The 24,523-nt window shown below is 44.4% G+C and carries 23 protein-coding genes; 16 read left to right on the top strand and 7 right to left on the bottom strand.

What is annotated here, in order from left to right:
* Nucleotides 1–40 precede the first annotated feature (40 nt).
* Nucleotides 41–646, top strand: coding sequence for a DUF4202 domain-containing protein (locus ACYFDN_RS11140; RefSeq protein WP_483511146.1), 606 nt, complete (start codon nucleotides 41–43; stop codon nucleotides 644–646).
* 71 nt (nucleotides 647–717) lie between these two features.
* Nucleotides 718–1,725: a class II fructose-bisphosphatase gene (glpX, locus tag ACYFDN_RS11135; protein WP_483511145.1), complete on the top strand. Its 1,008-nt coding sequence runs from the start codon at nucleotides 718–720 to the stop codon at nucleotides 1,723–1,725.
* 50 nt (nucleotides 1,726–1,775) lie between these two features.
* Here glpX and ACYFDN_RS11130 read toward each other — a convergent pair whose 3' ends face one another.
* Together ACYFDN_RS11130 and ACYFDN_RS11125 are read right to left on the bottom strand one after the other, a co-directional pair.
* Nucleotides 1,776–2,150 (bottom strand): acetyl-CoA sensor PanZ family protein, encoded by a 375-nt coding sequence (locus ACYFDN_RS11130; protein ID WP_483511143.1) that lies wholly within the window; start codon nucleotides 2,148–2,150, stop codon nucleotides 1,776–1,778.
* Between the two features lie 20 nt (nucleotides 2,151–2,170).
* Entirely contained in the window at nucleotides 2,171–2,593 is a 423-nt protein-coding gene (locus ACYFDN_RS11125; RefSeq protein ID WP_152783368.1) for a hypothetical protein, read from the bottom strand.
* A gap of 360 nt (nucleotides 2,594–2,953) precedes the next feature.
* Between ACYFDN_RS11125 and ACYFDN_RS11120 the strand changes: the two genes are divergently transcribed.
* The 8 genes from ACYFDN_RS11120 to ACYFDN_RS11085 all read left to right on the top strand — a co-directional run bounded on the left by ACYFDN_RS11120 (nucleotide 2,954) and on the right by ACYFDN_RS11085 (nucleotide 15,247).
* On the top strand, nucleotides 2,954–3,502 hold the full coding sequence (locus ACYFDN_RS11120; RefSeq protein WP_483511142.1) for a GspH/FimT family pseudopilin: 549 nt from the start codon (nucleotides 2,954–2,956) through the stop codon (nucleotides 3,500–3,502).
* Nucleotides 3,471–3,986: a type IV pilus modification protein PilV gene (gene pilV, locus ACYFDN_RS11115; RefSeq protein WP_483511140.1), complete on the top strand. Its 516-nt coding sequence runs from the start codon at nucleotides 3,471–3,473 to the stop codon at nucleotides 3,984–3,986. Before ACYFDN_RS11120 ends, pilV begins: the two co-directional genes overlap by 32 nt.
* Entirely contained in the window at nucleotides 3,974–4,747 is a 774-nt protein-coding gene (locus ACYFDN_RS11110; protein WP_483511139.1) for a PilW family protein, read from the top strand. The genes pilV and ACYFDN_RS11110 overlap by 13 nt, the downstream gene beginning before the upstream one ends.
* A gap of 2 nt (nucleotides 4,748–4,749) precedes the next feature.
* Nucleotides 4,750–5,265 carry a pilus assembly PilX family protein gene (locus ACYFDN_RS11105; RefSeq protein ID WP_483511138.1) on the top strand — a complete coding sequence of 172 codons (516 nt, stop codon included), beginning with the start codon at nucleotides 4,750–4,752 and terminating at the stop codon, nucleotides 5,263–5,265.
* Between the two features lie 4 nt (nucleotides 5,266–5,269).
* Nucleotides 5,270–5,662: a type IV pilin protein gene (locus ACYFDN_RS11100; RefSeq protein ID WP_483511136.1), complete on the top strand. Its 393-nt coding sequence runs from the start codon at nucleotides 5,270–5,272 to the stop codon at nucleotides 5,660–5,662.
* Between the two features lie 122 nt (nucleotides 5,663–5,784).
* Nucleotides 5,785–10,173 carry a pilus assembly protein gene (locus tag ACYFDN_RS11095; protein WP_483511135.1) on the top strand — a complete coding sequence of 1,463 codons (4,389 nt, stop codon included), beginning with the start codon at nucleotides 5,785–5,787 and terminating at the stop codon, nucleotides 10,171–10,173.
* A 333-nt stretch (nucleotides 10,174–10,506) separates the two neighbouring features.
* A complete protein-coding gene (locus ACYFDN_RS11090; RefSeq protein WP_483511134.1) occupies nucleotides 10,507–14,898 on the top strand; it encodes a pilus assembly protein in 4,392 nt (1,463 codons plus the stop codon).
* Between the two features lie 115 nt (nucleotides 14,899–15,013).
* Nucleotides 15,014–15,247 (top strand): YkgJ family cysteine cluster protein, encoded by a 234-nt coding sequence (locus ACYFDN_RS11085; protein WP_483511132.1) that lies wholly within the window; start codon nucleotides 15,014–15,016, stop codon nucleotides 15,245–15,247.
* Between the two features lie 50 nt (nucleotides 15,248–15,297).
* On the opposite strand, the gene ACYFDN_RS11080 is transcribed toward ACYFDN_RS11085, so the two are convergent.
* From ACYFDN_RS11080 to gpmM, 3 genes are read right to left on the bottom strand one after another with little or no spacing between them, the layout of a single operon-like run.
* On the bottom strand, nucleotides 15,298–16,086 hold the full coding sequence (locus tag ACYFDN_RS11080) for a divergent polysaccharide deacetylase family protein (protein ID WP_483511131.1): 789 nt from the start codon (nucleotides 16,084–16,086) through the stop codon (nucleotides 15,298–15,300).
* On the bottom strand, nucleotides 16,074–17,261 hold the full coding sequence (locus ACYFDN_RS11075; RefSeq protein WP_483511129.1) for a murein hydrolase activator EnvC family protein: 1,188 nt from the start codon (nucleotides 17,259–17,261) through the stop codon (nucleotides 16,074–16,076). The genes ACYFDN_RS11080 and ACYFDN_RS11075 overlap by 13 nt, the downstream gene beginning before the upstream one ends.
* Before the next feature lie 7 nt (nucleotides 17,262–17,268).
* Nucleotides 17,269–18,801, bottom strand: a complete 1,533-nt coding sequence (gene gpmM / locus ACYFDN_RS11070; protein WP_483511127.1) for a 2,3-bisphosphoglycerate-independent phosphoglycerate mutase — start codon at nucleotides 18,799–18,801, stop codon at nucleotides 17,269–17,271.
* A gap of 252 nt (nucleotides 18,802–19,053) precedes the next feature.
* Between gpmM and ACYFDN_RS11065 the strand changes: the two genes are divergently transcribed.
* From ACYFDN_RS11065 to gpsA, 3 genes are all read left to right on the top strand, one after another.
* Nucleotides 19,054–19,482, top strand: a complete 429-nt coding sequence (locus ACYFDN_RS11065; RefSeq protein WP_016403465.1) for a rhodanese-like domain-containing protein — start codon at nucleotides 19,054–19,056, stop codon at nucleotides 19,480–19,482.
* A gap of 69 nt (nucleotides 19,483–19,551) precedes the next feature.
* Complete coding sequence (gene secB / locus ACYFDN_RS11060) at nucleotides 19,552–20,028, top strand: protein-export chaperone SecB (protein ID WP_016403466.1); 477 nt, start codon at nucleotides 19,552–19,554, stop codon at nucleotides 20,026–20,028.
* Nucleotides 20,028–21,035 (top strand): NAD(P)H-dependent glycerol-3-phosphate dehydrogenase, encoded by a 1,008-nt coding sequence (gpsA, locus tag ACYFDN_RS11055; RefSeq protein ID WP_483511125.1) that lies wholly within the window; start codon nucleotides 20,028–20,030, stop codon nucleotides 21,033–21,035. The genes secB and gpsA overlap by 1 nt, the downstream gene beginning before the upstream one ends.
* Nucleotides 21,036–21,109: 74 nt before the next feature.
* On the opposite strand, the gene nfuA is transcribed toward gpsA, so the two are convergent.
* The gene (gene nfuA / locus ACYFDN_RS11050; protein WP_016403468.1) at nucleotides 21,110–21,688 is read right to left on the bottom strand and encodes a Fe-S biogenesis protein NfuA; all 579 of its coding nucleotides are present in this window, start codon (nucleotides 21,686–21,688) and stop codon (nucleotides 21,110–21,112) included.
* Nucleotides 21,689–21,766: 78 nt separating this feature from the next.
* The gene (locus ACYFDN_RS11045) at nucleotides 21,767–22,483 is read right to left on the bottom strand and encodes a ComF family protein (protein ID WP_483511123.1); all 717 of its coding nucleotides are present in this window, start codon (nucleotides 22,481–22,483) and stop codon (nucleotides 21,767–21,769) included.
* Nucleotides 22,484–22,515: 32 nt separating this feature from the next.
* On the opposite strand from ACYFDN_RS11045, the gene bioH reads away from it, so the two are divergent.
* From bioH to ACYFDN_RS11030, 3 genes are all read left to right on the top strand, one after another.
* Nucleotides 22,516–23,289: a pimeloyl-ACP methyl ester esterase BioH gene (bioH, locus tag ACYFDN_RS11040; protein WP_483511121.1), complete on the top strand. Its 774-nt coding sequence runs from the start codon at nucleotides 22,516–22,518 to the stop codon at nucleotides 23,287–23,289.
* A 67-nt stretch (nucleotides 23,290–23,356) separates the two neighbouring features.
* On the top strand, nucleotides 23,357–23,590 hold the full coding sequence (locus tag ACYFDN_RS11035) for a hypothetical protein (protein WP_016403471.1): 234 nt from the start codon (nucleotides 23,357–23,359) through the stop codon (nucleotides 23,588–23,590).
* A 1-nt stretch (nucleotide 23,591) separates the two neighbouring features.
* Nucleotides 23,592–24,512, top strand: a complete 921-nt coding sequence (locus ACYFDN_RS11030) for a putative metalloprotease CJM1_0395 family protein (protein WP_483511119.1) — start codon at nucleotides 23,592–23,594, stop codon at nucleotides 24,510–24,512.
* Nucleotides 24,513–24,523: the final 11 nt, after the last annotated feature.

Raw genomic sequence — 24,523 nt, 5'->3', positions numbered from 1 at the left:
TAGGATATGTTGTGCCCTTGTTAAAGGATAAAACAAAGTTATGGGAAAACCGCAAATCATGCAGCAAAATATTCTGAATCAGGTTTTAAACGATATCGATCAATTTAACTTAAATGACCCAAATAAGGAGATAGATGAGTTAGGAACCGAGCATGCCAAAGAATTTTTGTACGGTAAGCGCATGTCTAATAGCTTACATGATTTTATGTTAGCGCCTCCAGCTGAATTACAAATTGCTGCCCGAGCTCAGCACATTGGCCGTTGGCTATCACTACGAAGTGATTACCCAGAAGGTCGAGCTGGCTATTTAAAATGGCGCAGCGATTTAGGTAAAAAGCATGCTGAGTTGTGTGCAGAAATAATGCGTAAGCACAATTTAGATGAAACCCTCATTGATGCTACTGCCAGTTTATTACGTAAAGAAAAGCTAAAACGAAATCCGCTTACTCAAGCCCTTGAAGATGTTATTTGTTTAGTATTCTTAAAGTACTACTTTGTTGAATTTGCTAATAAACATGCTCAAGAGAAAGTGATTAGCATTGTGCAAAAAACCTGGGCAAAAATGTCTGAACAAGGCCAGCAAGCAGCACTTGCACTAGATTTGTCTGACGAAGCTCTAAGCTTGGTAAAGCAGGCCTTAGCTTAGCTTTTCAAGCTGAATAAAACATAATCTTGTGCTAGTATTCGTCACGATTTTTAGTTGATTAGGCGTATCTGATGAGAAGAGATCTGGCATTTCGTTTTTCCCGCGTGACCGAAGCCGCAGCTTTAGCTGGTTACAAGTGGTTGGGGCGTGGGGATAAAAATATTGCTGATAACGCAGCTGTTGAAGCTATGCGTATCATGCTCAATGACATCGACATTGATGGCGAAGTGGTTATTGGCGAAGGCGAGATTGATGATGCACCGATGCTTTACATTGGCGAGCATGTTGGTACCGGTGGCGAAGGTGTAGATATTGCGGTAGATCCTATTGAAGGCACCCGCATGACCGCAATGGGTCAAAACAATGCTGTTGCCGTGCTTGCTGTAGGCGAAAAAGGCGCATTCTTACGTGCACCAGATATGTACATGGAAAAGTTGGTAGTTGGACCGGAAGCCAAAGGCTGCATCGATTTAAACCAACCACTTGAGCACAACATTAAAACGGTTGCGTCGGTCTTGGGCAAAGAGCTGAGCGATATGACAGTGATTACCTTGGCTAAGCCTCGTCATGACCAAGTGATTGCTGAGATGCAAAAGCTAGGTGTTCGAGTATTTGCGATTCCTGATGGGGATGTAGCTGCATCGATTTTATCGTGTATGCCGCTTAGCGAAGTTGACATGATGTACTGTGTAGGCGGAGCGCCAGAAGGGGTGATTTCGGCGGCGGTAATTCGCGCTTTAGGCGGTGATATGCAAGGCCGTTTAATTCCACGCCATCAGGTAAAAGAAGATACCCCGGAGAATCGCGCAATTGGTGAAGAAGAGATTCGTCGCTGTGAAGCTGAAGATATTCAAGTAAATAGCGTATTGCAGTTGAATGACTTAGCCAAAAACGACAATGTTATATTTTCGGCGACGGGCATTACCAAGGGTGATTTACTGGAAGGCATTAATCGCCAAGGTAATATTGCCACCACCGAAACGCTATTGGTTCGTGGTAAAACGCGTACTATTCGTAAAATACAATCAACCCACTATTTAGATCGTAAAAACGACGATTTGAAGTCGATTATTTTGTAGTAATACGGGTAGTAAAGGTACAAAAAACCAGAGCTATGGCTCTGGTTTTTTTATAGCTGAAAGGTGAATTGATTGTTTAAGCCAAGATGCTGATAAAAGGCCAGCACGGCTGGATCGTTGCTGTGCGGAAAAGTGAGCTGGCTTAGGCCCTTTTGAGCCGCTAACTGCAGAAGCTGCTGGAACATAAACAAGCCTATGCCGCGGCGTTGGGTAATATCTCGCACGTGAAAGCGCTGCACTAACAACTGTTGTTTATTACAACTTACAACACAATATGCAACCACACGCTGATTAAACGTACAGCTGTAGAGTTGAGCCGCTTGCTGCCATTCTTGCCACTGCGAGGGCTCTAGATTACTGGATATTTTTGATAAATCACTGGCGTGCTGTTGCCAGTTTTCAATAGTTTGAAAAGATAAACGCATAAAACCTTTTGCTGTATAAATTAAGAAACTTGAGAGAGTGGTGTATCGGTAATTTGTTCTATATCGAGACTGTGCCAGCTTTTTAAGAAATGCTGAGCATCTTGGTGAATAAGTTTAATGGCACCTTTTAACTCTTCACTAAGGTAGTCTTTGTCTTGGTTAGCTAATTGATTGAGGGTATAGCTCAAGTCGTAAATGAGAGGCCCAAGGTCAAATAAATTATTGGGCTCGATATTTCGCTTATGATTGGGTTGCGCTCGGCGCTTTCTCCAAGTGCTAAAAGCGACCAAAAATAAATGCAATAGTTGTTTTGATTCTCGGCAATCTAAACACGATTGTTGTACCCACCACGGCGCACTCCCCTTCATGAAACTGACACATTCGTTAACAACATTGTTTACATAGTTATCATCAACGTAGCTAGGTACTGACTGAGGTTTCATAAAAAAAGTTGCGTGATTATTGGTGGATTTAGGTTACACATTTTCATTGTTACACACCAATATTTTTATCTGGCTTTGTTAAGAAAAGTATTGCTAACACGGTTCGCTGGACAAAATTGTGTTGGGTATTTGAGACAGTATTTCATGCTGTCAACCCTGCATTACAGAAGTGGTAGTTCGAAGTATGATATCTGTCAACTATTGTTGCTCTGCTTATTGTGTATACAAGGTATGTTTGACAAAATGACTCGCTAATTTATTGATTTTTTTACTATATAGTCTCATCAATTTTTTACCTGTGGAGTGACTGGTTCGCTTTACATTATTTGCTGTGATTATTGCTGTTATGGATGATAAGCAATGCTTGGTATTTCCAAACAAGGCTATGTAGCCAAAGGCTTTACCCTGCTTGAACTGATGATCGCGGTGGCGATTCTGGTGATAGTGCTGGTAATAGCTGTGCCCTCGATGCAAGGCTTGATGCAAGACAACAAGCAAAAGGTCACTCGCGATCTACTTGCCAATAGCTTAATGGTGGCTCAGCAAGAAGCCATTAGAGCCAATCTCTCAACTTATGTTTGTCCTACCACCAATGGTACAAGTTGTGAGGCTGCTTGGGGAGCGAATAAGGGCTGGTTGGTATTTATTGATGAAACCCGCTCTGGCGGTTTGTCTTCAAGTGACCCCGTTATTGCTGCGCACCCTAAGCCTCAATCCGGAGAATTGAAATATAGTCCTTCTGCCAGTGGGAGCACCAGTACTTTGGTGCGTTTTTTCCCTACTGGTCACGCTACCGCTGGTGAGTTAACGGTTTGTGCTCCTTCAAACGATTATGAAGACCAGCGAATCAGCATTACACGTATGGGGAGGGTTGAATATGCTTCGCCATCAACAGCTTACTGCAACTAAACAACAAGGCTTTACCTTAATTGAACTGCTGATAGCAGTAGTTATTGTTGCTATCGGTTTACTTGGGCACGCCGCTTTACAGATCCAGTCGGTGAACACTGCTCACCAAGCCCGCTTTGCGCAAACGGCTAACATTGCCATGTTAGATATTGTACAGCGTTTTAGTGCCATGCCAGAAGCCACCGTAAACAACGAGTTTAATATAGATAACCTTGCCGATGGTACAGCCCCTACCAGTTCCAAAAATTGTATTAGCGAAACTTGCACACGAGCAGAGTTTGCTGCGTTTGAGTTAGCTGATTGGTTTGGTAATCATTCTGAGTATATACCCCAGCTACGCTTTTCGATACAACACGCCAGCAACCTGGTCACTGTAAAAATGACTTGGGATGCCAACTTATCGGGTGCCGGCGCCGCTGATTGCTCTGCAGATACAAGTGGAGCAGGTCACCAATGTAGTGAGGTAGCGGTATGGGTAAGGTAATGCACAAACAAAGTGGTTTTGGCTTAGTTGAGTTAATGATTGCCTTGGTATTGTCACTCATTGTGGTGGGTGGTCTTTATGCAGCTTTAATTGGTGACCAAAAAAGTTATGAAGCCACTCGAGCTAGCCACTTATTGGTGAGTAAAAACCGGATGAGCATTCAAACGTTGCGCTTGTATCTGCAGCAAGCTGGCTTCCGAGACTACAACCAACTCTATCAAAATACCTTGTTACCGCTGGTTTCAACCGCCGATAGTTTTGGCTTTACTTGGGATGAAGCGCAAATGGTGCAAGGTTTAAACGACCAAACCACCTTTGCTGGCGCAAAAGCGGATACCGATGTTATTGCTTTTCGCTTTTTTGGTGCAGCCGCGCCCAATGCAAGTATGTATACCTGTGACGGCTCTGAGTTGGCGGCGGATACAGTAACTACCTTGGTGTTCTTTATTTCTACTAGTGACCAATTGATTTGCCGTGACGCAAGTGGCGATACTGTATTTGACGAAAGCATAGATAATTTGCAAGTGCTATACGGAAGTATCGAGGACAGTACATTTAAGTACTATACAGCCACTGAAGTCTCGGATTGGAATGAAGTTAATCGCGTCAAAGTGGGCTTACTGGTTTCACAGGAAGTATCGATGAGTAATTTGACGAATACCCGAAAATATCAGGTATTAGATAAAGAAATTTCGGTGAATGATAAAAGTATCCGCCAAGCGGTGAGTGAAACTGTTTTACTATTAAATATGGGAACCTAAATATGCCTTTAGTCAATATTAAGCAACAAGGCATGGCGCTAATCATGTCCCTGGTAATGGTAGTAATTATCGCGATGATTGGTATTGCCATTGCCCAGCAAGTTACCAGTGGCCGTAAGAGCTCTGCGGTACACCAAGACCACTCTATGAGCTTTTCTCGTGCAACTTCCGGAGTGAACGAAGCTGAGTTTGTCGTTCGCCAGCAGGCCTATCATACCGATGCTTTATTAAACCCAGACACACCTAATAATCTAGTGGCTCCTGCTTTTGCAAGTGATACTTGGTGGCAAGATAACAGTAATTGGAGCGCGGCCAATAAAGTGACAGCAGTGACTGATGCTGGCGGCAATTCTTTGGCTGGAACACCTCGTTACATTATCGAGGATGGTGGAGTTGATTCCGGCTTAGTATTGGGTGTACAAGTACCTAAACGTCGCTTTTTACGTATTACTTCGAAAGCGGAAGGTGAAGGTGGTGCGGTAACTTATCTACAATCTTATGTAGCATTTATGGAGTAATGTAGTGAAACAAGTAAAAGGATTTACACTGCTAGAGGTGATGATAACCGTTGCCATCGTAGCCATTCTTGCGGGCATTGCATACCCTAGTTATTTGAGCCATGTGCAAAGCACTAAAAGAGAAGAAGCTAAGCGCACTTTGGTGGAAGCTGCTCAGCAAATGGAAAGTTATTACGCAATGCATCTTAGCTATGCGAGTGCAGCAAGCGGAACAAACTTAAGTATCTACACACCTAGCTCGGAATTTAACGAAATTTATACCCTTACCGCCAATGTTGGCGCTTCTAGCTACACACTTACCGCTACACCTAAAGGCTCTCAATCCAGTGATGATTGCCAAAGTTTATCAATCACCCATACGGGTCACACAAGCTCAACTAGTGGGGATTGTTGGTAATGAATAGTTTTTTGAAGTCCGCACTTTGTTGTTCGGCTTTAGGGGCCGTATCGCTTGGTATTAAGGCTGCTCAGCTGGATTTAGCCGAGCAGCCTCTGTATACAGCTAGTAAGCCACCACCAATGGTTATGTTAGTAATGGGGCGTGACCACACACTTTATTATGAAGCGTATAATGATGCCTCTGATTTAGATGGTGATGGTGAGTTAGATATTACCTATAAACCTAATAAAATAAATTACGCAGGCTACTTCGATAGTAACCGCTGTTATGCGTATGAATCTGGCAAGTTTGTACCTAAACAGGCGGTAATCAACTCAGGTATTGCGCAATCAGACTCTGATACCAATGACTACAAAACATGTGCTCAATCGGGAGCTGGGCCTTGGAGTGGTGATTTCTTAAATTATCTTACTATGTCTCGCATGGACGTTTTACGCAAAGTTTTATACGGCGGGTATCGATACATCGACACTGCTGCAAGCGGCGATTCACTTGGTCAGACAGTTCTAGAGCGTGTTTTTATTCCACAAGATGCACATAGTTGGGGGAAAATGTATACATCTGTGGCCATCAATAAGTTTGATATAAGGAATTATTCACCCTTTGGGCTACCAGAAGATAACACTAAGCATTTTTTTGGCACAGCCTCTTTTAGCGATGGTGGCACTCCCACATTAAAAGTTAGAAGAGATGTTGCCCCTAGTGCTAGTAACCCTAATGAGCCTACCGGTAGCATTTGGGAGTGGGCGAGTACCGAGCGGCCGGTGCTAAGCAGTTCTAATCGAACGATCGATAATACTTTCAATATACGAGTTGCAGTGTGTGTTGATGGTGTTCTTGAAGAAAACTGTAAAGAGTACTCTGATGGAAACTATAAACCTACAGGGGTTCTTCATGAGTATGGAGAAAGCGGTAGTATTGAGTTTGGTTTAATCACTGGAAGTTACGACAAGAATCTATCGGGTGGTGTACTTCGCAAAGCGGTGGGAGACTTTAATTTAGAAGTTAAATCTGACTCCGGCATATTTGATAGTAGCGTTAATGGCATTGTTAGTACCATCAACAAGTTGAAGATATACGGTTTCAATTATGACTCTGAAGAATATGGCTGTGGTTGGGTGGCGACTAGGGCGATCACCAATGGAGAGTGTACTTCTTGGGGCAATCCGGTTGGTGAAATGCTTTATGAAAGCCTTCGCTACTTTAACGGAGAGAAGAGCGCAAGTTCGAGCTATTCTGCCGGTAGCGGCACCATTGACGGAACTTTAGGCCTGCCATATGCCACTTGGGATGATCCTTATGAGAATTGGGATGACCCTGCTACCGCCAAGCGTTCCTATTGTGCAGCGCCTTACAACTTAGTTATTAGTGATATCAATCCATCTTATGATTCCGATGAGCTTCCAGGCACACTTGATGACTTTCTTAAGCGGGATAGCGAAGGCAATGCTATTAACTATCAAGGCTCTACACTTAATGGCTTTAATATAACCAATCTTCTAAAAACTATCTCCTCAGAAGAAGGGTTAGACAATGGTCATTTTTTTGTAGGTGAGTCAGTTGGAGATACTTCGAATACTAAAAGTGCGCCTACCGCTAAAGACGTCACTGATTTATCAACTATTCGTGGTTTATCACCTGCCGAGCCGACTAAAGAAGGCAGCTACTCTGTAGCTGGAGTCGCTTATTATGGACATAAGACGGACTTGTTTCCTTCAAAAGAAGGTAAGCAGAATATCAATACTATGGTAGTGGCGATTTCTTCCCCTTTACCTGAGGTAGACGTTAAAGTTGACGGTAGTATTATTAAAATAGTTCCCTTCGCTAAGTCTGTGTCAGGTTACAGCATTGACAAAACACAAGGGGAGTTTCAGCCCACCAATACTATTGTTGATTATTATGTCGAAGAGTTATCACCTACCAAAGGTAAGTTTAGGATTAACTTTGAAGATGTTGAGCAAGGTGCTGACCACGACATGGACTTAATTGTTGAGTATAGCTATGAAGTCAAACAGCTATGCCCAGACTATGATGATCCTGTTGACTGTGTCACGAAGGAGGGCTTAGAGTTAAGCTTAGTCTCTAGTTATGCTTATGGGAGCATCGATCAGCACGCTGGTTATGTTATTTCAGGGGCTGAGAATGGTGATGGTGAGAATGCTGATGGTATATATCTAGATGTAAGAGACAAAAAAGATGGTGGCGGTAGTTTGACCAACTATTATCTTGATACTCCTGAGCAAAATGATTTGCCATTTCCTAATAATTCACGTCTACGGATTATTAATCCAAATGTTGATAATTTGGAATTAGTGCGTACTCGCCGATTCTTCCCAAGTTCTACGCCTGCAAACTTACTATCTTCACCATTGTGGTATGCAGCTAAATGGGGGGGCTTTGTAGATTCAGATGAAGGGCCAAACGCTAATGGTATGCCAGATCCAGACGAGTGGGATAAAAACCAATCTGGCGAACCTGACAATTACTTCCCAGTAACCAATGCTGGTGAGCTTCAAGCTCAGATTGGTAAAGCGCTCGATAGCACATTTGGTGATGATCAATCTTCAACTTCTCCTGTTTTTAATAACACCTTTTTAAACAGTGGCGCTTTCTTGTACCAGACAAGATTTGAAGGTGAAGCTTGGAGCGGGGATGTTTTAGCTTACTCTAGTAACGGGGGGAGCTTTAGTGATACGCCGTCTTGGCAAGCTGCTGAAAAAATAGACGCCATATCTTCCTCAAGTCGAGTAATTTATACTCGAAATGATGAGAGTAATGAAATTATTGATTTCGTAGTTCCTACCGATTTGCTTGGTGCTGATGATGGCTTAAGCTCTAATCAAATAGGTGCTTTGTTAGCCGGGCAAAATGGTTCTGATGATGAAAAGCTCGCTTATCTTACGGCTGTTATTAACTATTTGCGAGGTGATAGAACTTTCGAATCACCAGATCTTGCTTACAACATGAGGGAGCGAAAGTCAGCTTTAGGTGACATAATAAACTCTACTCCATATTATGTGGACAAAGTAAACGGCCATGATGTAGGGAAGCCTGTATTAGTTTTTGGCGCAAATGATGGCATGGTTCATGTTTTAGATGTTGCTACAGGCGAAGAGATAATGGCTTATGTACCTAGTCAGGTATACGCGGATCTAAATAGTTTGACTAAAAGTAGTTACACGCATAGGTATTTTGTTGATGGTGGTATTGCAGGCTTCACTGATGATAATGATAAAACTATTGTTGTAGGTACTTTGGGTACTGGATTTAAAGGTCTTTATGCGATTGATGTGAGCGATATGTCGAGCCCAAATAAAAATAAGATTAAATGGGAAATCGATGCTGACACTTCTGGTTATGGTGGGCTAGGTTACACAAGAGAAACACCTACTATTGCAAAGCTTGCAAACGGAAAAACTGGGGTTATTTTTAGTAATGGCTACAACTCAAGTGATGATGAAGGCCAGCTATTTATTGCTGATATCGAAGATGGCAGTTTAATTGCCACTTTAAAAACTGGAGTGGGAAGTAGTGATGATCCTACTGGAGAAAGCAGGCCCAATGGACTTGCTAGCCCAGCAGTCGTAGACAAGAATAGCGATGGGGTGGCTGATCGTATCTATGTTGGCGATTTATTTGGCAACCTATGGGCTTTCGATATTTCTAATTCAAGCTCTTCAAATTGGACAATTGATAACTCAGATAACAAACCTCTATTTACCGCAGTTAGCTTGGATAAATCTGGTTCTCCCGCTGAGTATATTTCGCAAGCTATAACCACAAAACCTTCGGTTGGTATTCACCCTAATGGCTTATCTCAAGGGGTTCTGGTGGCTTTTGGAACAGGTAAATACATTGAAAATGACGATAATAAGTATCTTGGTGAGCCAACTCAAACCGTTTATGCGATTTGGGATAAGTTGAATCAGACTTATTACACCGATACTCGAGAGGAGGTTGATGGAGAGCAGGTCTATACTAGTCTTTTACGTCAATCTATCATTGAAGAGGATTCAAGAAACCGCCGTCTCTCTAGCTATCCAATAGACTGGGGAGCACACAAAGGCTGGTATTTGGATTTGGTGAATACTCAGAATGACAATACAAACAACTATGGCGAGCGACAGGTAACTAATAGTTTATTGTTGGCTAACAAATTGAGTTTTACGACCTTATTGCCGAACGAGGACCCTTGCACTACTGGTGGTAGTGGTTGGTATATGGAAATGAATTTACATTCTGGCGTTACTTGGAACTCTGGGAATGAAAATTATGTCGATCCCAATGATGATACAAATACCATTGATGATGAAAGCTCTCATCAAAAAGTAAATGACGGGATTCCATCAGCACCTTCGGTGATTATTGACCCTAATTTGACTGACGGGGTTGTTAGTGACGATGGAATTATTCAGAAGAATTGTATTACTTTAAGTAACGGCTCAATGTTCTGTTACGACGATTACCAGTCACCCACAGGGCGTTTAAGTTTAAGAACCTTACACTAAGATCCAAGGTAGGAAATTAGACAATAAAAAGGGAGCCGATTAAGGCTCCCTTTTTTATCAGATATTTGCTATTGGGGTCATTTTTATATTCTCTATATAACCTTGATATATTTTAGTGAGTAGTTTATTTAAATATATGTTTTTTAAACATATTACTAATTTAAACTGTCTAGAGCCTCACTAAATTTCTATTGTTTAAAGATTAAAATTTCAGCAGGTTTTCTATGGTTGTTAGTTGTCGCTTCAAGCCAATTTGAGGTAACAACAGCCTAAGTTGTTGGAAGCAAAACTTTGAGTACTCTCACCACACTATTTACACACGTGCGTTGCTGCATGCTTGCGCAAAAATATATCCGCTTCACTTGCCTTTATTTGATTATGGGTTTGCTGCTAAGCGTAATTTCATTAGCAGCTAAAGCTGCCCAATTGAATCTGGCTGATAGCCCCTTATACGTAGCTACTTCACCTTCACCAATGGTGATGTTGGTAATGGGAAGGGACCATACTCTTTACTATGAAGCTTATAACGATGCTACCGACTTAAGTGGCAATAACGACCTAGATATTAACTACAATCCCTTGGTTGTAGACTATGCGGGTTACTTCAATAGTGAGCGCTGCTACACCTATAATTCTTCGCAAAAACGTTTTACCCCTGGCGTCGAGGCGAACGCGAATACTAAGGCGTGCACCGGTTCAGGAGAGTGGAGTGGCGATTTTCTCAATTATCTCACCATGTCACGCATGGATGTTCTACGTACCGTACTGTACGGCGGCTATAGAGCGATAGATAGTGAAGGTACTACGGTATTGGAACGGGTATTTATTCCGCAGGATGCCCACTCATGGGGTAAAAGTTATACCTCGGAAGCGGTGAATGGTTACCGTATCGACAACTACACCCCATTGTCTCAGCCTAATAGCAATCGTAAGCACTTTTTTGGAACTGCGTCTTGGTCTGATGGCGGTGCGCCAGAGCTAAGAATCAAAAAGAACCAGAACAGTGAAATATGGGAGTGGGCGACTACAGAACGTCCTGTATTGGCCGGAAACTATAGTGAGTTTTATGAGATTAGGGTTGAGGTATGTGTACAAGGCAAGTTGGAGGCTAACTGTAAAGAGTATCCCAACAAACAATATAAACCCACCGGATTGCTGCATGACTACGGTGAAGACGGCAGTATCGAGTTTGGGCTTATTACTGGTAGTTACGACAAAAACTTATCCGGTGGGGTTTTGCGTAAAGCGGTATCTCATTTTGGCGATGAGTTAATCAGCAATACCGGGCAGTTTAAAACCAGCGTAAATGGCATAGTAAGTACAATCAATAAATTACGTATTTACGGTTTCAAGTATGGCAGCTATGAGTATGGCTGTGGCTGGATTACCGATCGCGCAATTCGTAATGGCGAATGTACTTCATGGGGCAATCCTATTGGTGAGATGTTGTACGAAAGCTTACGTTACTTTCACGGAGAAGGTTTTGCTAGCAGCTCATATTCAAGCGGCAGCGGTACTATCGATGGTCAACTAGGCTTGCCGTTTGCAAAGTGGGACGATCCTTTTGCTAATCGAGAGTATTGCGCAGCACCCTATAATTTGGTGGTTAGCGATATTAGTCCGTCTTATGATTCTGACGAAATTCCCAATGCACACCCAAGTTACGCAGGCTCTTATCAAGGGTCGATACTTGACGGATTTCACCTTAAAAACTTATTAGATAATATTTCAAAATACGAAAATATTGGTGGTGATTATTTCATTGGTGAGTCTGTTAGTGATACTACTGGTACCACTAGTGCACCCACTGCAAAAACTGTAAATACTTTATCGGAGATTCGAGGCCTCTCTCCTCAAGAGCCAACAAAAGAGGGCAGTTATGCAGTAGCTGCAGTGGCGCATTATGGTCACAAAACCGATATTTTCCCCAACAAGCCGGGTAAGCAAAACATTCAAACCACGGTTGTAGCTGTTTCTTCTCCACTGCCTGAGGTGGAAGTTGAGGTTGATGGAGAAACTATCATCATTGTTCCGTTTGCCAAGTCAGTAGGCGGTTGTGCTAGTGGTAGTTGTATTAGTACTAATAAGGGGGATTTTCAGCCAACAAATGCCATTGTTGATTACTACGTAGAAGAGTTTTCTCCCACTAAAGGCACCTTTAGGATTAACTTTGAGGATGTCGAACAGGGTGCCGATCATGAAATGGACATGATCGTGAAGTACCACTACGAGGTGCGAGAGCTATGTGAGAATGCCTACGATAATGAGGCCACTTGTAGTAAGCGCTTAGGTGTTCAATTGACTTTAGATTCAATTTACGCTGCGGGCAGTATTGACCAACATGCTGGTTACGTTATTTCCGGTACTGACAAAGATGGTATCTATTTAGATGTGAAAGATCGTGGTGGTAGCAAGCGCACTTACTACCTAGATACACCTTTACAAAATGATTCGGCTTTTCCAAATAACTCTCGGGAATCTAGCAACAACAGCTCAGATTTACCGCTAATTCGTAAGCGGAATTTCTTTCCTAGCTCAAGCTCTGAGGCTGCGACCTTATTGCCGTCGCCGCTTTGGTATGCGGCAAAATGGGGCGGTTTTACCGATACCAATAACAACGGCATACCTGATGACGGCGAATGGGACGAAGAAGAAAGTGGTCAGCCAGATAACTATTTCCCGGTAACTAACGCTGGGCAACTGGGCGCGCAAATTGGCAAAGCCTTAGAGAAAATCGCCAGTGGCAGCCAGTCGGCTAGCCCTCCGGTGTTTAATAACAATTTTTTAAGCAGTAGCTCGTTCTTATATCAATCGTCATTTGATGGGGAATACTGGAGTGGCGATGTAAAGGCATTTAAAGCGGCCAGTGGAGGTGGATTTAGCTCTACTGAGACTTGGAGTGTAGCCAAGGAACTTGATGCAATGCCTCATCAACAGCGTACCATTTTCTCCCGTAACGATGAATCCGGCGAGGTCTTTGAGTTTACAGCGCCAAACAGTTTACAGCCTTCAGCTACTGGCTTTAGCCAATCGCAAATCTCCGCCTTGCTGGCAGGGCAAACAGGCTCTGATTCTCTAAAGTTAGATTATCTTCAGGCGGTAGTGAATTACCTGCGAGGTGAGCGCACTTATGAGCAAAGTGACTTGCAGTTTTCCATGCGAAAACGCGCTACTGCATTGGGTGATGTTATCAACTCCATTCCCTATTATGTGGATCTTGCTACTGGCCACAAAGTGAATAAGCCAGTGCTGGTGTTTGGAGCAAACGATGGCATGGTGCATGTGGTTGATGCTAAAACCGGCAAAGAGCTAATGGCCTATCTACCTAGCCAAGTTTATCAACATCTAAATAGCCTTACCCGCAGTACTTACACTCACAAGTATTTTGTCGATGGGGCTATTACCGGCTACACCGACGAATCGGATAAAACCACTGTAGTGGGAACCTTGGGCACCGGCGTGAAGGGCTTATATGCATTAGATGTTACCAATATGAATTGGCCAACTAAGAATAACATTAAGTGGGAAATTGATAGTTCCACCAAAGGTTTTGAAGGCCTAGGTTATAGCCGTGAGCAGCCTACTATTGCTAAGTTGGCAAACGGTACAACTGGAGTGATCTTTTCAAATGGCTATAACGCTGCAGATGATGAAGCAACTCTATATATTGCCGACCTAAAAGACGGCAGTTTAATTGCCGCCCTAAGCACTGGTGTAGGCAGCACAGTGGACCCAACTGGACAAGGCCGGCCAAACGCATTGGCTTCTCCTGCGGTGGTCGACTTAACGGGTAATGGTGTTGCCGATCGCATTTATGCGGGTGATCTATACGGAAACATGTGGGCATTTGATTTATCCGATACTCGAGCCAGCAACTGGGAGCTAGCTACCATGCAAAGTGCTGGGTCTAAGCCGCCGTTATTTTCTGCAACTAGCCCAAGCAAACGCTTAGTTGGTGCTAGCATGCAATATCAGGCGCAGCCAATAACTACTAAGCCGTCGGTTGGCGCTCATCCAATGGGCTTGAATCAAGGTGTGTTAGTAGCATTTGGAACGGGTAAGTATATCGAAATAGATGATAACGATGCAGATGATCAAGATACTCAAAGTATCTATGTTATCTGGGATCGTTTAAACGGCGAGGCAGTAAATTCTAAGCGTTCTAGAGTGAGTGGAGAAGATGTTTATGATGCCAACTTATTGCGCCAAGCCATTATAGAAGAGGACTCCAGCAATCGCTTGCTAAGCGATAATCCAATTGATTGGAATACCCATAGTGGATGGTATTTGGATTTTGTGAATACTCAGAATAACAATACTAATAACTACGGTGAACGGCAGGTAAGTAACAGCTTACTGCTTGCCAATAAACTTAGCTTTACCACTATGCTACCCAATACTGATACTTGTGCCTCGGGTGGTAGTGGCTGGTATATGGAGTTGAATTTGCATTCAGGAAGAACTTGGAATACGGGTACTAATGGTAATACCGATCCCAACGACCCTAACGATACGATTAATAATGATAGTTCTCATCAAAAGGTAGAAGATGGTATTCCTTCTTCGCCAGGGGTGATTATCGATCCCAACTTACCTAGTGATGGTTCAGTTCACGATGGCTCGATTAATCAGAAAAACTGCATTACTTTAAGTAACGGCACCATGCTCTGTTTTGACGACTTTACCTCGCCAACCGGTCGATTAAGCTTACGCCGCTTACACTAGTAAGCCGCAAAGCGTAATAAAAGCAGCCCTCTAGGGCTGCTTTTTTGTTCAAATAAACGTCGATTTATGTTGGCGTGTTTTGCTACACTAGCCGCCCTTTTTTGGAGAGCCTGTTATGCAGTGTCGTTTAGGCTGCGGTGCTTGTTGCATTGCGCCATCAATTAGCTCATTAAATAAAGTAGCGGGTGAGCGATGTGTTCATTTAAATGCTGATAATTTATGCGCTATCTTTGGTAAAGCTGAGCGACCTAAGATTTGCAGCGATTTTAAAGCTGCAGAGTGGCTGTGTGGAACTACCCAGCAACAAGCTATGGACAATCTCATCTATTTAGAAAAGCAAACCGCGTAATAATATTGCTTGGTATTAAGGCTTTGTACTGCTTGCTTTAATGCAACTGCCTAGAGCTGTTTGTTGTGCACAGGCTGCACAATGGGCTCTTCTGAACCCACTAAACGAATGCTAGGTTCGCTCTCGAGCTCTGGTGCTAATAAAGCTAGGCGTTGGGCTACCCCAACCAGTTGCACATCTTCCGGCAAACTTAGCCGATTAAGTAAATCCACCGAGTGTGGTCTGGGGTGAGCGATTAGCACTGCATGACCATATTTTCGAGCAAGGCTTAGGGCCTTTTGCCATTGGCGTTCAATGGCCACGGGATTGTCTTGGTGGTCAAGAAATACATGGCGCTTTAAACTGGGTACTTGATACACCCTGGCTGTTTGCTGGGCAATGCTGGCTAGGTGGGTGCGGCTATCCACAAAAAATAGCTGCTGTTTAGCCAGTACTTGCATCAACCAATGCATTTCTGTGGGGAGTTGGGTGAGTTGGCTACCCATGTGGTTGTTTAAGCCAGTGGCTTCTGGAAAGTCATTAATAGCTGCTTCTACACGTTGCTTAAAGGCCGCTTCTTCTAAGTTGTCTGGTAAGCCATATGGCCCTAAAGCAATGGTGCCACTGCCTTGCATCGGCAGGTGCAACATTATTTCGCGTTGCTGTTGCTGAGCTTGTTCGGCAATGTCTTTGGCATAAGGACTTGATGGAAGGACCGATAAGGTAATATTGGGGTGCAGATCTAATAGCGCAAAGTCGCGAGCACTATTACCGACATCATCAATGATGATACTTAACTGCGCAGCCATAGCCGAGCTTGTCGCCAGCATACCTAGGCAAAGTAGAATTATTTTAACCATTTACGTGGGTCTTGGGTCTGCCCTTTATGGCGAATCTGGAAGAATAAGGCGTTGGTCGTTTGGCCGCCAGTATTGCCGGCGTAAGCCACGGTTTGACCAGCACTTACTCGCTCACCAATTTCTGCATTTAAGCTTTGGTTATAGCCGTAAAAGCTAAGGTATTGCTCGCCATGGTCGATGGCGACTACCAGCCCATAACCTCGCAACCAATCAGCAAATACTACATTGCCAGAGGCCACTGCTTTTACGTTAGTACCAGGGTGGGAGTCAATCACTATGCCTTGCCAGCGTGTTTGCCCCTGATTTTTACTGTTATAACTGTGTAGAACTCTGCCTTTGAGCGGCCAAGGCAGTTTGCCTTTTGCTTTGGCGAGGCCAGTAAGAGGCGTTTTATCTAAGTTTTGTTTAAGGGCAAGTTGTTGTTGCTGTTCTATTTGGTCACTAATCACTTGCTGTAAGTGTTGTTCATTAATTTGTAGCTGCTCTAAACGACTTTGCTCAGTATTTTGCAGCTTATTAAGTTTAGCGAGTTGTTGCTTACGTTGATTTTGTTGAGACTGCAGCTGGTCCAGCTTTTGTTTTTGCTGAGCGACCAAGCCTTCTAGTTGCTTTTGCACCTCGGCCAGTTGGCTCTGAACTTTGCTTAACTCTAGTTGCTGGAAGCTGACTTGCTCTAAGGCCTTGCTGCGGGCTTTGGCCAAATATTGGTAATAGCTTAACATCCGCTCTAAATCTGCGGCATTTTGCTGGTTCAGCAGCATTTTCATGTAATCGCTATTACCTAAGCGATAAGCGCTGTTGATTTGTGCTTTAAGTGCTTGTTGCTGTTGAGTTAGCTTTTCTTCTAGAGCTTTTTCTTGCTGCTGAATATCTTGCTGTTCGATTTTTGAGTGGGAAAGCTGATTGTTAAGTTTGCGTAGTTGTTGGCTGGAGTCCGCGAGCGCCAACTCATATTGTCTTAACTGTTCTTGCGCTTTGCTTACATCATTTTTGCGCTTTTTAAGTTGCTGTTGTTGTTGCTTAAGCTGTTGTTGAACATCGAGCAACTGTTGTTGTTCGTTGGCATGCAGTGGCGGGCAGAGCAATAGCAAAACGCCAGCAATAAGGCTGGCGTTAAACAGGCGAATAAGGCGCTTGCTAGCGCCTTGTTTCGAAGCTGAAATAGGCTCTTTCATCAAGCCATTATTTCAAATTCATCAATACCTTGCCAGTCATTTCTGCTGGAGTTTCCATGCCCATCAAGCTTAGCATTGTTGGTGCAATATCACTTAAACGACCGCCTTCAACGGGGCTTGCTTCACGACCATAGTAGATGAAAGGCACAGGCAAGTTGGTATGAGCTGTGTGGATGCCACCCGTTTCTGGGTCAACCATTTGCTCGGCGTTACCGTGGTCGGCTGTGATTAAACATTCGCCGCCAACTTTATCAAGTGCTTCAACCAAACGGCCAATGCTCTTATCTACTGCTTCACAGGCTTTAACTGCAGCATCGTATACGCCAGTGTGGCCAACCATATCGCCATTCGGGTAGTTACAAATGATTACGTCGTACTTGCCGCTTTCAATCGCTGCTACAAACTTGTCGGTTAGCATTTCCGAGTTCATTTCTGGTTGTAGGTCGTAAGTGGCTACTTTTGGAGAAGGGATAAGCTCGCGGTCTTCACCAACAAAAGCGTCTTCTTTACCGCCATTGAAGAAGAAAGTTACGTGGGCGTATTTTTCTGTCTCAGAAATACGTAGTTGCGTTTTGTTGTTCTTCTCAAGCCACTCACCTAGTGTGTTCACTAAGTCTGTAGGGCCATAAGCACAAGGAGCTTTAATGTCCGCTGCATATTGGGTTAGTGTAACAAAGGCACATGCAGGCACTTTAGCGCGCTCAAATCCAGTGAAGTCTTGCTCAACAAAACAACGTGAAATTTCACGGGCACGGTCAGCACGGAAGTTCATGAACAATACTGCATCGCCATCATTAATGCTGGCAGCGCTTTCGCCTACTACTGAGGCTTTAACAAACTCATCGTTTTCGTCACGCGCGTAAGCAGCTGCTAGCGCTTCAGTGGCGTTAGCGTAGCTGTATTCAGTTTTGCCTTCAGTAAGTAATTGATAAGCTTCTTCTACACGTTCCCAACGGTTATCGCGGTCCATTGCGTAGTAACGGCCTACTAAAGAAGCAATTCGACCTGAACCAATTTCAGCAAATTTTGCGTCAAACTTTTCAATTGAGCCTTGCGCGCTGCGTGGTGGAGTGTCACGTCCGTCTAAGAAAGCGTGTAAGTAAATTTCTTTTGCGCCTTGCTTAGCGGCTAAATCAATCGCAGCTAGCATGTGATCTTCGTGGCTGTGAACACCGCCTGGAGAAAGTAGACCCATGATGTGAACGGCTTTACCGGCAGCTACGGCTTTATCTACCGCACCTACTAATACTTCGTTAGTGAAAAAGTCACCGTCTGTAATTGACTTACCAACACGGGTAAGTTCTTGGTATACAACGCGACCAGCACCGATGTTAGTGTGACCAACTTCTGAGTTGCCCATTTGTCCATCTGGTAAACCTACATCTAGGCCTGAACCCGAGATAAGGGTGCTAGCAGCAGTTTCCCAAAGGTTGTCTAATACTGGAGTGTTGGCGTTTGCTACAGCGTTATTGGCGCTGTCTTGGCGGTAGCCCCAGCCGTCCATAATAACTAGTGCTAAAGGCTTTTTGCTTGCAGACATTGCAATTTCCTCAATCGGTAAATGTTTAAGTGAAAAACGAATTAGTGAAATATTACTACATTTTTTGTCTGAGTCACCTGATTGAGCGCAAATCAACCGAGATTAGTTGTTTTTGCTCAGATTTGTTCTGGTGTATGAATCTTAGGTCAATTTGCGAGCTTTGGCGCGCTTGAGAGCTGCTATTCTTCTCGCTCAGGTGTATACTCTCGCCCCAATATCACTAACTATTTGCTTAACTGGAATTGTCACACTATGCAGCAAGTTGTCGAATTTGTCGGAAATAACCCTATCATTTCATTCGCTTGGGTAGGTTTGTTCGGTGCCGTTATCTACACTTTTATTCAACCAATGCTGTCGAAGGTTACCTCGGTTGGCAATCACGAAGCTACATTGCTCATTAATAAAGAAGATGCAGTAGTGGTGGATGTTCGTACTAACGACGAGTACAAAAAAGGGTATATTGCGGGCGCACGTCACATTCCTTTAACCCAAATACAGGCTAATAACTTTAAGCCTATTGAAAATTTAAAGGGCAACCCCATTATCGTTGTATGTGAAACAGGGATGCGTTCAGGCTCAGCGGCTAACGCTCTGGTTAAAGGCGGTTTTGAGAAAGTGTATAACTTACGCGGCGGCATGACCGATTGGAAATCAGCAAACCTACCGATCACTAAGAAGTAAGATCGAGTTTTAATGGCTAGCGCTCTAGCGATTAAGCAATTTTAAATAAATGTATTAAAGGTAATTATCATGGCTGAAGCAGCAACCACTGAAGCACCACAAGTAGAATTTGCAATTCAACGTATTTACACAAAAGATATTTCTTTTGAAACGCCTAACTCTCCACAAATCTTTCAACAAGAGTGGAAACCAGAAGTTAAGGTTGACCTAGACACTACTAGCAACAAACTAGCTGACAACGTATTTGAAGTAGTATTAACACTTACTGTTACTGCTAAAGTTGGCGAGCAAACTGCATTCTTATGTGAAGTTCACCAAGGTGGTATCTTCACTCTAGGTAACATGCCAGAGCCTCAACTTGCTCACGCAATTAACGCTTACTGCCCTAACATTCTTTTCCCTTACGCACGTGAAGCGGTATCTAACCTAGTTAACCGTGGTTCTTTCCCACAAATTAACTTAGCGCCAGTTAACTTTGATGCTTTGTTTGCTAACTATGTTCAACAGCAAGCAGAACAACAGCAAGCGGCTAAAGCTGACGCTTAATGGTTAACTCAAAGGCTACTATGACCGTATTGGGCGCAGGCTCATACGGTACCGCGTTGGCAATTGCGATTGCTCGAAATGGACAACGTACCGTGTTATGGGGTCATGAGCCTGAGCACGTGGCTGCACTTGATGCAGCACGTGAAAACCAAGACTTCTTGCCTGGAGTTGCTTTCCCCGAAAGCCTAGAACTAGAAGCTGATTTAGCCACCGCGGTTGCGCAAAGTGACAACTTGCTAGTGGTAGTGCCTAGCTTTGCTTTCGCTGATGTAATGCGTCAGATAAAGCCGATGCTAAATGAACAATCACGAGTAGCTTGGGCAACCAAAGGTTTAGAAGCGAATACCGGACATTTGTTGTCTGAGGTTGCGGTTGATGCCTTAGGTGAACAGGTGTCGCTAGCGGTGATCTCTGGGCCTACTTTTGCTAAAGAACTAGCAGCAGGTTTACCTACCGCCATTTCTGCGTCATCTTCAGATGCTGAGTTTGTGCGCTATTTGGCGAAGGTTATGCACTGTGAGCGAAGCTTTAGGGTGTACACAAATAACGATATTATTGGCGTACAGCTAGGGGGCGCAGTTAAAAACGTTATTGCGATTGGTGCTGGTTTAGCCGACGGTTTAGGTTTTGGTGCAAATGCACGTACTGCCTTAATTACCCGCGGTTTGCGCGAAATGGCGCGTTTGGGTAAGGCCTTAGGTGCTGATCCTGAAACCTTTAAAGGCATGGCTGGCTTGGGCGATTTAGTGCTTACCTGTACTGATAATCAAAGCCGTAATCGCCGTTTTGGCTTGGCACTAGGCGCCGGAAAATCCTTAGAGGAAGCCGAACGTGAAATTGGCCAAGTGGTAGAAGGTTACCGCAATACTAAAGAAGTCTATTTGTTAGCTGAAAGAGTTGGAGTTGAAATGCCAATTGTGGAGCAGGTTTATCAAGTGCTCTACAAAGGGAAGCAAGCTAAACAAGCTGCTATTGATTTACTTGCGCGCGACCAGCGCGAAGAGTAGTGACAAGCGCCACAAGCTAGCAACAAAAAAGCCTATCAAATGATAGGCTTTTTTATATTTGTAGTTCGCTGAGCCTAGTAGTAAGAGTGCTCACCGGCTTGGTGCTCGGTAACATCTTTAACACCGGTTAGCTCACCTGGGAAGGCTTCAAGCAACTGCTTTTCAATGCCTTCTTTTAGCGTAACATCTACCATGCTACAACCATTACAACCACCGCCAAACTGCAGCACTACCACGCCTTCTTCGGTTAGCTCCATTACGCTAACTTTACCACCGTGTGAAGCCAAGTTAGGGTTAACCTGAGTTTCAATGGTGTATTCAACACGCTCAATGAGTGGAGCGTCATCATCTACTTTGCGCATCTTGGCATTTGGTGCTTTAAGAGTAAGTTGTGAACCCACTTTGTCGGTCACAAAGTCGATTTCGGCTTCTTCTAAAAACGGCGCGCTAGCGGTATCAACCATGGCTTTAAAGCCGTCGAATTGTAGCGCGGTATCATCTTCTTCAACCGACTCTGGTGGGCAATACGATACGCCACACTCTGCGCTTGGTGTACCAGGATTAACCACAAATACACGAATATGGGTGCCTTCAGGCTGTTGTTCTAGCAACTTAACAAAATGCTGTTGAGCTGTTTCTGAGATCGATACCATCTGCTTCCTCGATACCTGACTAAAATACTAAGGTTTATTGTACGGCTTTTTAAACAGCGCTGCTAGTGTTGCGAGTGCTTATCTTCGTTGAGAAGGTTTTGGGGTGCGTGCAATAGCCCAGATGTCGACTCGTTCTGCGCCGGCACCTTTAAGCTGCCTAGCTAGCACGTTAGCGGTGCTGCCGGTAGTTACAACATCATCAGCTATTACCCAGTGTTTATAGTTAAACGTATCTTGGCAACTAAAGCTGGCCGCCAAGGCTTTTTGTCGCTGGCGGCGAGTAAGCCCTGCTTGGCTTGAACCATAATGTTTGCGCGTAAACGGATTTTGCATTGGCTTAGCTGCGTGTTTTGCCAATTGCTTGCATAAAACCTCACTTTGATTAAAACCGCGTTGCCATTGCTTAAACCAATGCAAAGGTACCGGACAAAAAACATCTGGCAGCGTTGCTTGAGTGAGTTGAATATGCTGCCAAATAAGTTGACCTAAGGGCTTCGCCAAGTGTTGCTGTTTGGCGTATTTGTAGGCTTTAATCACCGGCTCTATTGGCCATTGGTAGTCACTTAAACAGATTACTTGATCGTAAAAAGGAATGTTGCCCTGGCACTCGCCGCATATTCCTGGCTCTGCCAAGGGCAAATAACACGTCTCACAACGATGTTGGTTTGGCGTTAACAGCAAGGCGCTGCAGCTGTCGCAACAAACCTGATTGAGCCTTTTACTTTGAAAACAAAAATCACAGTGTTTAGACAAAACTAAGTGGGAGTTTAAAGCCGCGTGAAATCTAGTTAACATGAGCATCCTTTTTGATGAGTAGTTAAGTGTAGATGAGCAAATTGCATTTTGAACGTCATGGCTCAGGCCCTGCGCTCATTCTTATTCATGGTTGGGGTTTAAACGGCGCTGTATGGCAGCCTGTTACCGAGCTATTAGCCGAGCATTTCAGTGTATATCTGGTGGACTTACCCGGTTTTGGTCACTCTCCTGCTATTGAGCCGCTTAGTTTAGATGGCATGGTGCAAGCTATCAGTGCGCAGGTGCCGGAGCGGGCCATTTGGCTAGGCTGGTCTTTAGGTGGTTTAGTGGCAAAGTATGCAGCTATTCACCAGCCGCAACAGGTTGCGGGCCTAATTACAGTGGCCAGCTCGGCTCACTTTATCGCTAAATCGGAGTGGCCGGGAATTCAGGAAAAAGTGCTCGATGGTTTTGCCAGTGGTTTGCAGCAAGATTTTAAGAAAACCTTACAGCAATTTTTGGCCATTCAAGCCATGGGAAGCGATCAAGCTAAGCAAGATATCAAGCAGCTGCGAGAGCTACTAGCAAGCCGACCATTACCCCTGCTTAGCGCCTTAGAACAGGGCTTAGCGCTATTGCAAAGCCAAGATTTACGTGATGAATTGGCGCAGATCTCAATGCCTTGGTTACAGCTATATGGTCGTAGTGATGCGCTGGTGCCAAAGGCCGCTATGCAGCAACATGCCGAGCTTCATCCTGAGGCTACTCAATACCTGTTTGCTAGTTCTTCGCATGCACCATTCATCTCTGAGAAACAGCTATTTGCCGAAAAAGTACTCAGCTTTGCGCGCAGCATAGTGGTGTAAAAGTGAGCGATTTGCTAGAATTAAGGCTAACTATGATCGAGGCGGCAACTAACTAAGCGGAGGGCATATGCAAATTGGCGCAGCAAGTAGCGGTTTTCAAATTATTGCTAATGCAAATCAGCAGGTTAGTGAAAGTGCTCAAACCCTTGCTGAAGTAGCGGCAAAACGTGAACCACAGCAAAACGAAGTGGTTGATGCCATGGTGAGCCTTAGCCAAGCTGAGCTTTATGCTAAAGCTGGCGCAAAGGTGATACAAACCGAATCAAAAATGTTAGGCACTTTACTGGATGTAGAGGCCTAGTATGAATATCAATGTTAGCTTGCCTAATGTTTTCCCCAATACCTTAACTCCGCCTACGGATTCAGCCCGTCGCGACAATCAGTTGCGTCAGGTGATAGCTCAACCCAAAGAAGTCGCTAGTTTTGCTAAAGAGCCCGAGGTAGGCGCTGAGAAAGATCGCAGCAAGCCGCAAAGTACGGCTCAATACCCTCAAGTTCAAGAACAGCAGCAAGCTAAAATAAACGAGCGTGAAGCGCAGCAAGGTCGCGAGCAACAAGGCGAGCAGCAGGGTAAACAAGACGAGCAAAAAGGCAGCCAAGACCAGTCCGGTTCTGATCAACCCAGTGCCAGACAAAAGGGCCAAAACGAGCTTAGTGAAAGCGAACAGAAGAAAGTTGATGAGCTAAGTGCGCGCGATCAAGAAGTTCGCACCCACGAAGCGCAACACCAAGCGGTAGGAGGGCAATACGCCAGTGCCGCCTCTTTTGAGTTTGAACGTGGCCCAGATGGAAAGCAATATGCGGTAGGCGGTGAAGTGTCTATCGATGTGAGTGAAATCCCCGACGACCCACAAGCTACCATTGCTAAAATGGAGCAGGTACAACGGGCGGCACTAGCACCCGCAGAGCCTTCCTCGCAAGATCGGCAAGTGGCCGCTCAGGCTCAACAAAAAGCAGCCGAAGCACAACGCGAACTTAATCATGCGCAACCGCCTGGTTTGCTGGCATCAGACGAACAACCTTCAGCCTTTGGCACCATTGCTGCCGAAGGTGCCGAGTTTGAACCTACTCAGCAAGCGCGAGAGCAGCAAAATGCTCAAGCTTTGCAGCAACGCTACCCCGATATCGCACAGCAAATGGCGCAGCGTAATCAAACCATCGAACAGCGCTATAGCAGCACTGCGGCCTTTAGGCCACAATCTCAACTAAGCTTACAAGCTTAATCTATTTCTCT

The sequence above is a fragment of the Agarivorans sp. D1326 genome (assembly GCF_056958115.1).
This window is presented reverse-complemented; position numbering and strand designations above follow the sequence as displayed.

What these genes read in the sequence shown, in the direction of transcription:
- bioH (WP_483511121.1), top strand. Translation starts at nt 22,516, where the DNA reads ATGAGCAAATTGCATTTTGAACGTCATGGCTCAGGCCCTGCGCTCATT.
- gpmM (WP_483511127.1), bottom strand. Translation starts at nt 18,801, where the DNA reads ATGTCTGCAAGCAAAAAGCCTTTAGCACTAGTTATTATGGACGGCTGG.
- ACYFDN_RS11090 (WP_483511134.1), top strand. Translation starts at nt 10,507, where the DNA reads ATGCTTGCGCAAAAATATATCCGCTTCACTTGCCTTTATTTGATTATG.
- nfuA (WP_016403468.1), bottom strand. Translation starts at nt 21,688, where the DNA reads ATGGTATCGATCTCAGAAACAGCTCAACAGCATTTTGTTAAGTTGCTA.
- ACYFDN_RS11120 (WP_483511142.1), top strand. Translation starts at nt 2,954, where the DNA reads ATGCTTGGTATTTCCAAACAAGGCTATGTAGCCAAAGGCTTTACCCTG.
- ACYFDN_RS11140 (WP_483511146.1), top strand. Translation starts at nt 41, where the DNA reads ATGGGAAAACCGCAAATCATGCAGCAAAATATTCTGAATCAGGTTTTA.
- ACYFDN_RS11035 (WP_016403471.1), top strand. Translation starts at nt 23,357, where the DNA reads ATGCAAATTGGCGCAGCAAGTAGCGGTTTTCAAATTATTGCTAATGCA.
- ACYFDN_RS11095 (WP_483511135.1), top strand. Translation starts at nt 5,785, where the DNA reads ATGGTTATGTTAGTAATGGGGCGTGACCACACACTTTATTATGAAGCG.
- pilV (WP_483511140.1), top strand. Translation starts at nt 3,471, where the DNA reads ATGCTTCGCCATCAACAGCTTACTGCAACTAAACAACAAGGCTTTACC.
- ACYFDN_RS11080 (WP_483511131.1), bottom strand. Translation starts at nt 16,086, where the DNA reads ATGGTTAAAATAATTCTACTTTGCCTAGGTATGCTGGCGACAAGCTCG.
- ACYFDN_RS11125 (WP_152783368.1), bottom strand. Translation starts at nt 2,593, where the DNA reads ATGAAACCTCAGTCAGTACCTAGCTACGTTGATGATAACTATGTAAAC.
- gpsA (WP_483511125.1), top strand. Translation starts at nt 20,028, where the DNA reads ATGGTTAACTCAAAGGCTACTATGACCGTATTGGGCGCAGGCTCATAC.
- secB (WP_016403466.1), top strand. Translation starts at nt 19,552, where the DNA reads ATGGCTGAAGCAGCAACCACTGAAGCACCACAAGTAGAATTTGCAATT.
- ACYFDN_RS11065 (WP_016403465.1), top strand. Translation starts at nt 19,054, where the DNA reads ATGCAGCAAGTTGTCGAATTTGTCGGAAATAACCCTATCATTTCATTC.
- ACYFDN_RS11075 (WP_483511129.1), bottom strand. Translation starts at nt 17,261, where the DNA reads ATGAAAGAGCCTATTTCAGCTTCGAAACAAGGCGCTAGCAAGCGCCTT.
- ACYFDN_RS11130 (WP_483511143.1), bottom strand. Translation starts at nt 2,150, where the DNA reads ATGCGTTTATCTTTTCAAACTATTGAAAACTGGCAACAGCACGCCAGT.
- ACYFDN_RS11045 (WP_483511123.1), bottom strand. Translation starts at nt 22,483, where the DNA reads ATGTTAACTAGATTTCACGCGGCTTTAAACTCCCACTTAGTTTTGTCT.
- ACYFDN_RS11030 (WP_483511119.1), top strand. Translation starts at nt 23,592, where the DNA reads ATGAATATCAATGTTAGCTTGCCTAATGTTTTCCCCAATACCTTAACT.
- ACYFDN_RS11085 (WP_483511132.1), top strand. Translation starts at nt 15,014, where the DNA reads ATGCAGTGTCGTTTAGGCTGCGGTGCTTGTTGCATTGCGCCATCAATT.
- ACYFDN_RS11110 (WP_483511139.1), top strand. Translation starts at nt 3,974, where the DNA reads ATGGGTAAGGTAATGCACAAACAAAGTGGTTTTGGCTTAGTTGAGTTA.
- ACYFDN_RS11105 (WP_483511138.1), top strand. Translation starts at nt 4,750, where the DNA reads ATGCCTTTAGTCAATATTAAGCAACAAGGCATGGCGCTAATCATGTCC.
- glpX (WP_483511145.1), top strand. Translation starts at nt 718, where the DNA reads ATGAGAAGAGATCTGGCATTTCGTTTTTCCCGCGTGACCGAAGCCGCA.